The sequence below is a fragment of the Rhodococcus sp. Q genome, assembly GCF_005503035.1.
GTDB lineage: Bacteria > Actinomycetota > Actinomycetes > Mycobacteriales > Mycobacteriaceae > Rhodococcus_G.
The window spans coordinates 41,731-48,196 of the sequence record NZ_SCOY01000037.1 but is presented as its reverse complement, the minus strand read 5'-3'; the positions used below and the strand labels follow the sequence as shown (position 1 = coordinate 48,196).

8 protein-coding genes and 1 pseudogene are annotated in these 6,466 nt (G+C 68.0%); 5 read left to right on the top strand and 4 right to left on the bottom strand.

Annotated features, from left to right (window positions below; all coding sequences use genetic code 11):
- Positions 1-141: 141 nt before the first annotated feature.
- Positions 142-570 carry a VOC family protein gene (locus FFS72_RS23130; RefSeq protein WP_137876142.1) on the bottom strand — a complete coding sequence of 143 codons (429 nt, stop codon included), beginning with the start codon at positions 568-570 and terminating at the stop codon, positions 142-144.
- 104 nt (positions 571-674) lie between these two features.
- Between FFS72_RS23130 and FFS72_RS23125 the strand changes: the two genes are divergently transcribed.
- Together FFS72_RS23125 and FFS72_RS23120 are read left to right on the top strand one after the other, a co-directional pair.
- Positions 675-1,331 (top strand): HEAT repeat domain-containing protein, encoded by a 657-nt coding sequence (locus FFS72_RS23125; RefSeq protein ID WP_137876141.1) that lies wholly within the window; start codon positions 675-677, stop codon positions 1,329-1,331.
- Positions 1,332-1,360: 29 nt separating this feature from the next.
- Positions 1,361-2,380, top strand: coding sequence for a MerR family transcriptional regulator (locus FFS72_RS23120; protein ID WP_137876140.1), 1,020 nt, complete (start codon positions 1,361-1,363; stop codon positions 2,378-2,380).
- Here the strand turns inward: FFS72_RS23120 and FFS72_RS26590 are convergent.
- A complete protein-coding gene (locus tag FFS72_RS26590; RefSeq protein WP_171018798.1) occupies positions 2,368-2,511 on the bottom strand; it encodes a hypothetical protein in 144 nt (47 codons plus the stop codon). The genes FFS72_RS23120 and FFS72_RS26590 overlap by 13 nt on opposite strands.
- Before the next feature lie 130 nt (positions 2,512-2,641).
- Between FFS72_RS26590 and FFS72_RS23115 the strand changes: the two genes are divergently transcribed.
- On the top strand, positions 2,642-3,322 hold the full coding sequence (locus FFS72_RS23115; protein ID WP_137876139.1) for an alpha-ketoglutarate-dependent dioxygenase AlkB: 681 nt from the start codon (positions 2,642-2,644) through the stop codon (positions 3,320-3,322).
- Here the strand turns inward: FFS72_RS23115 and FFS72_RS23110 are convergent.
- Both FFS72_RS23110 and FFS72_RS23105 read right to left on the bottom strand, forming a co-directional pair.
- Positions 3,288-4,385: a 3-deoxy-7-phosphoheptulonate synthase gene (locus tag FFS72_RS23110; RefSeq protein ID WP_137876138.1), complete on the bottom strand. Its 1,098-nt coding sequence runs from the start codon at positions 4,383-4,385 to the stop codon at positions 3,288-3,290. The two genes, FFS72_RS23115 and FFS72_RS23110, sit on opposite strands and share 35 nt — an antisense overlap.
- Positions 4,386-4,593: 208 nt before the next feature.
- Complete coding sequence (locus FFS72_RS23105) at positions 4,594-5,031, bottom strand: hypothetical protein (RefSeq protein WP_137876137.1); 438 nt, start codon at positions 5,029-5,031, stop codon at positions 4,594-4,596.
- A gap of 502 nt (positions 5,032-5,533) precedes the next feature.
- On the opposite strand from FFS72_RS23105, the gene FFS72_RS23100 reads away from it, so the two are divergent.
- Both FFS72_RS23100 and FFS72_RS23095 read left to right on the top strand, forming a co-directional pair.
- On the top strand, positions 5,534-5,758 hold the full coding sequence (locus FFS72_RS23100; RefSeq protein ID WP_137876136.1) for a hypothetical protein: 225 nt from the start codon (positions 5,534-5,536) through the stop codon (positions 5,756-5,758).
- Between the two features lie 219 nt (positions 5,759-5,977).
- Positions 5,978-6,398, top strand: a pseudogene (locus tag FFS72_RS23095) (integrase core domain-containing protein); the annotation flags it as partial.
- Positions 6,399-6,466: the final 68 nt, after the last annotated feature.

The following is a 6,466-nucleotide window of genomic DNA, read 5'->3' as shown; positions in this document are numbered from 1 at the left end:
CTGACGGCGGTGCCGTCGATTCCGTGCTGACGGCGGTGCCGTCGATTCCGTGCTGACGGCGGTGCCGTCGATTCCGTGCTGACGGCGGTGCCGTCGATTCCGTGCTGACGGCGGTGCCGTCGATCGTGAGCCGGCCCTCCCTCAGGTGAGGCAGAACTCGTTGCCTTCGGGATCGGTCATGGTGATCCACCGGTACGGGCCCTGCTCGGCGTGGTGCAGCACCGATGCACCGCGTTCGACCAGAGCATCGGAGACCGCCTGGCGGTCCTCGTCGCCGACGCGCACGTCGAGGTGCATGCGGTTCTTGACGGTCTTGCCCTCGGGCACCAGTTGGAACAGCAGTCGGGGCCGTTCGGGATGTTCGGGGTCGTGCAGTGCCGCCCCGACCTTCCAGACCAGCACCCCGTCGTAGACCATGGTGTCCTCTTCGTTGGCATGACCTGCCGCGAGGAGCCCCCGGATCATTTCCTCGTTGCCCGGCTCGACCTGCCAGCCGAGGGTCTGTGCCCACCACTTCGCCTGGTCGTGCGGCCGTTGAGAATCCACCGTCACCTGGAATTCGTAGCCCATGGTGGGACGGTACCTCCGGGCACCGACATCGTCAGGATGCGTCGGCGACTTGACCTTGACACTGTGACAGGGCGTTCAGTGATTTCCGAAGGAGGTGGTGACCCATGAACACCACAGATCGGGATCGGTCCTACAGCCGCATCGCCGCCGCGTTGGCGGGCGCCGATTCGTCGAGTCGCCTACGGGCGGCCCTGGCCGCGGGCACACAGCCCGATCCGCGTCTGGTCGAGACGCTGGTCGCGCGGTGTGCGGTCGAACCGGACTTCTTCGTCCGCGACATGCTCACCTGGGCGTTGTGCCGCCTCCCCGCGGACGTCACGGTTCCGCGGCTCCTCGCCGAGCTCCGGTCCGACGTTCCGCAGGCGCGTAGCCAGGCTCTGCACACCCTGTCGAAGATCGGGGACCTGCAGACGTTCGCGTCGGTGACGACACTGCTGCACGACGGGGACGACGAGGTCGCCCGGAGCGCCTGGCGGGCGGCGGTCGCACTGGTGCCGCCGGGCGGGGAGGGAACGCTCGCCGCCGACCTGGCGACGGCACTCGGCCGCGGCGACCGGGACATGCGGCTGAGCCTGAGCCGCGCCCTCGCCGGGCTCGGCGAGCCGGTGGTGCCGGTGCTCGACGCCGCCGCGACCAGCCCGGATCCGTATGTCCGCGCACATGCGGAGGCCACGGCGCAGCTGTACCGGGACCCCGACAGCGGGTTCGACGACTCGCTGAAGGCGGCGACGCGCGTCGCCAACATCGGGCCCCGCGAATAGGGCACGGTGGTCGGGAGAGGAGGCGACGGATGTTGATCGGTGAGGTGGCGCAGCGCTCCGGCGTCAGCGCGCGGATGTTGCGCCACTACGACAGGTTGGGGCTGGTCACGCCGACCGGTCGCACCTCCGGCGGGTACCGCGAGTACTCCCCCGAGGACATCCGTCGCCTCTTCCACGTCGAGTCACTGCGCACACTCGGCCTGTCGCTCGACGACGCCCGGCGGGCACTCGACGAGCCGGGTTTCGCCCCGTCCGACCTGGTGGGCGACCTGATCCGGCTGACGCGGCAGCGGATCGCCGCCGAGCAGGAATTGCTCACGAGACTCGAGCGGGTGGACGCGTCCGCCCCGGCACAGTGGGGTGACGTGCTGCAGATCGTCACCCTGCTGCGCGGCCTCGAATCGGAGTTCGGGGCGCGGCGTCAGCAGGCGATCCTGTCGCAGGACGAGTCGGCGACCCTTCCCGCCGAGGCGCTGGCCGCGGCCGTGCTCGAGGAGAAAGACCTCAACGTGGCGGGCGCACTGCAGTGGTCGTTGGCGAGGGCGTCCGGGCAGGGCGTCGCGACGTTGGCCGCCGGCCTGGACTCCGCGGACGTCGCGGTCCGCCGACGCGCGGTCGCCGCGATCGCGTCGGTGCCGTCCGCCGAGGCGACGGCGGTTCTGCGCCGGGCGCTGAGCGATCCGGACGACACGGTGCGGGACCGGGCCTCCCTCGCGGTCGGCGCACGTGGAAGCGTCGACGCGATCCCGCTACTGCTGGCGATGGTCGTCGCCGGGCGACGCGACGTCGAGGCCGCCGAGGTGTTGGGACAGCTGACGCAGGTGTCGGCGTCCGCCGAGGACATCGTCTCCGCCCTGCAGGACGAGCTCGACGGCACGGACGACGCAGCCGTCCGCCTGCGAATCACGCAGGCGCTGGCGGAGATTCCGGGCGACGCGCCTCGCGCAGCCCTGACCGTGCTGACCACCGATGGCGACAGGACGGTCGCGGCGACTGCCGCGGCGATCCTGACCGTGCAGGACCGCTCCGGTCGCGCTCAGAAAGGCTGACCGAACAGCACCGCGATCAGCTGCAACGGCATCGTGATGAACGACGCCCCCACGAACAGCGCCGATGCCACGGGATCACCTGCCAGGTATCCCTCGCGCATCCACTCCAGTGCGTCTGTCGCTGAACCCATTGTCGTTCCTCCCCAGTCGAGTGTGATTCACCTGGACAGTCGGCCGCGACGCCCATCCCGTTACGACCCGCCTGACGAACCCGAGACAATGATTGCGAACACACGTTCGATTATCGAGTACGATCACGGCATGGAGTTGGGCCTGCAGGCGTCGTTGTTCGACGATCCGGCCGCCGGCACCCGGTTCACGCCGCTCGCCGGGTCGGTGCGGCGACGGCAGCTGACCGCAGGGGCGTGGGTCGACGTCCTGCCGGGCTGGCTGACCGGCTCGGACGCCCTGTTCACCCGGCTCGCCGACGGCGCGGCGTGGCGCGCGGAGCGCAGGCAGATGTACGACCGCGTCGTGGACGTGCCGCGACTGGTCGCGTTCTACGACGAGGCGGCGACGCTCCCCGACCCGTTACTCGACGAGGCCCGAAACATGTTGAGCGAGCACTATTCCCCCGAACTCGGCGAACCGTTCGTCTCGGCGGGTCTGTGTCTGTACCGGGACGGCACCGACAGCGTCGCCTGGCACGGCGACACCATCGGCCGCAGCGCCACCGAGGACACGATGGTCGCGATCCTGTCGCTCGGCGCGGCACGGACCTTGGCGCTGCGCCCCTGTGACGTCGATGCACGGCACCGCCGTGATGGTGTCGACGCGCGGCACCGCCGCGGGGGCGACGTTCTCAGGTTCGCCCTCGGCCACGGCGACCTCGTCGTGATGGGCGGATCCTGTCAGCGGACCTGGGAGCACGCCGTCCCGAAGACGACGCGCCCCACCGGCCCGCGGATCAGTGTGCAGTTCCGGACGCGCGGCGTGCGGTAGCGACTGCCTCGGCCAGCCGGTCCAGCTGCGCGGCCGTGGTGTTCCAGTCGATGCAGGCGTCGGTGATGGACTGCCCGTAGGTCAGCTCGTCCGACTTGCCGAGGGTGAGATCCTGACGGCCCGCCTCGATGAAGCTCTCGAGCATGATGCCGACGACGCCCTTCTCGCCACCCGCGATCCGCTCGGCGATGTCGGTGACGACGTCGACCTGACGCTCGTGGTTCTTCTGGCTGTTGCCGTGGCTGGCGTCGATGACGACCCGCTCCGGCAGGCCCGACTTGGCAAGGCGCGCAAGGGTGTCCGCAACGGACTCGCGGTCGTAGTTCGTGCCGGCGTTGTGGCCGCGAAGGATGACGTGGCAGTCGGGGTTGCCGACGGTGCGGATCAGCGCGGAGTGCCCGTCGAGGTCGGTGCCCGGGAACACGTGGCTCGCACCGGCGGCGCGGGTGCCGTCGACCGCGACCTGCACGTCACCCTCGGTGGAGTTCTTGATTCCGACGGGCATCGACAGTGCGCTGCACAACTGGCGGTGCACCTGGCTCGCGGCGGTGCGAGCGCCGATCGAGCCGTAGCTGACGAGGTCCGCGATGTACTGCGGGGTGATCGGGTCGAGGAACTCGCAGCCGACGGGCAGCCCCAGTTCGGTGATGTCGACGAGCAGTTTGCGGCCGATCCGCAGGCCAGTGTTGATGTCGAAGCTGCCGTCGAGGTGCGGATCGTTGATCAGACCCTTCCACCCCAGCGTCGTGCGCGGCTTCTCGAAGTACACGCGCATCACGACGTGCAGGTTGTCGCGGTGCTCCTCCGCCTTCGCGGCCAGCCGGCGCGCGTAGTCCATCGCGGCCTCGGTGTCGTGCACGGAGCACGGCCCGACGACGACCATCAGCCGGTCGTCGCGACCGGTGAGAATATCGACGGTAGCGCCGCGACCAGCGCGAACGGTGGCTGCGACGGCATCCTCGGCGGGATGCTCGGCGCGGATCTCACGCGGCGCGGCGAGAGGAGAAATCGATATGGTCCGCTGATCGTCGAGATCGCGTGCGGTGTCGATCGTGAGAGACATTCGTCATCCTGTTCATCGGTGGCAGTTCTTCGAAGGCCGACCCAGGAGACAAAACACATCCGCGAGCCGGTCTGTTCCGGCTCGGGGTGGAGAAGTCAGCGCGTGGTCACGCCGACCGACCCACCCGGGGCCGGCCTGCTAAACCAGAAATATGCGCGCTGCATGGCGGCCACTGTAGCAGGTGCCGAAAGATTCCCGCTGCTAGCAGCTACCTGGGGACGGTGATCGCGGTGTTCACACCCGGCAGCAACAGGCAGGTTTGATCCTCGGCGTCGGTGTAGAGACCGTAGACCGCGGCCATCACGTGGCCTGGCCCGGACGAGACCGTAGCCTTCGGTTCCGCCTCGTCCCCCTGCGGCGTCAGCATGACGGTGCCGAACTGCCAATTGTCGGTGTTCACCCACACCACGTTCGCTCCGGTCCCGGCGCCATCATCGATCTCGAACTCGACCGTTCCGGGAGCCAGCTCGGACTCCTCGGTGCCGGTCTCCGCTTCGACGGTGGCGTCGCCAAGGCCGATCGGGACACAGCTAGGTGGAGGATCATCGAACGATGTTCCGGCCCACGCCGCGGACGGCGCGAGGACCACGCCGGCGCAGAGCCCGAACGCGGCTGCGCTTCGCTTGAGGTACGTCGAGACCGTCATATCTCCTCCACTCTCGTCCCCGCCCCGCCTTGAGAGCGCTGCGTTTCTCCGGGCGACCTTCCGATTCGGAGAACCGTGACCGCGCAACGCTCGGCGCACACTGTCTGCCGGTGTGCTTGACCGTTCAGCACTGCCGAGTGATGCCCGACTCGGCAGTAGCGCAAACATGGACCAACTCAGCGACTCGCTGTCCTCCTCGAGACCGCGGCGACGTTCGGCCTCCAACGCGAAAGCGAGCAGCAGCCGACGCCCGTCGAACGAGACAAGAAGTACGGGTTCGACATCGACCTCGCCGAGATCCGGCCCACGGTGTGGTTGCCCGACTGTCTTGCCAATTGACCAACTGTCGTCGCGATTCACATCGCTCGTTGTCAGCGTGTCGTATTTGGTGGTGTTCCGCCGAAACGGACGCAGCACGGCTACCGGGCGGGCGACTGAGTGTGCCGGCTGCCAATGGGGTGTCGTGCTGCCCGAAGCAGTCGCCGACCATAGGCTGCAATCCGTGCGTGCCGACCACAACTACGAGATCACCACGATCCAGCTCGGACCCCACGACGACCTCGCAAAGCTGATGGCCGATCTGGCGAATCACGCATCGACGGCGGCCACTCTCGCGTGGCAGACCGAGGGCAAGGTTGTGGTCTCCATCTCGCACTCGATCACATTGATCGACGGAAAGCTCTTCGGCACCGTGCTTCTGACAACCGACGAGCCGGACCTGCACTGACGAGGTGGCAACCTTCCCGCAGTCCCGGTGGTCCTGGAGGGCTCACCTGGTCGCGAAGGGATCTCCTGTACTCGCTCGCACCCTGCCGTGTTCCGCGATCACCAGCGCGGCGCCGATCAGGAGCAGCACTGGCCCCGTGATTCCCGCAATCCAGGCCCAGCCCTCGAAGCCGTATCCAGCGGCCACGAGCACCGGGAGCGGGACTACTCGACGAAGGTTGGATTCGACTACGTTCACTCGGTCGTCGACGACCATTCCAGGCTTGCCTACTCGAAGGTCCTGCCGGACGAGAAAGGCGCCACCTGTGCGGGTTTCCTGATCCGCGCGATCGACTACTTCGCCGGCAACGGGATCACCAGGATCGAACGGCTGATGACCGACCACGCCTGGGCCTACCGGTGGTCATTGCGTGCGGTCTGCGCCGAGCACGGCATCCGTCAGAAGTTCATCAAACCGCACTGCCCATGGCAGAACGGCAAGGTCGAACGACTGAACCGCACCCTGCAGGCCGAGTGGGCCTACCGGCAGGTGTTCACCAGTAACGCCGAGCTTGCGCCCTGGATCGAGTACTACAACACTCGACGACGTCACAGCGCACTCGCAAGGCCTGCCGACGATCAGCCGGCTGTCACCAACCTGATGGCCGGGTACACCTAGTGCGACTGCGCAAGCTATCGATTTTCAGGAATGACAGCGAGGCGGGCCGGC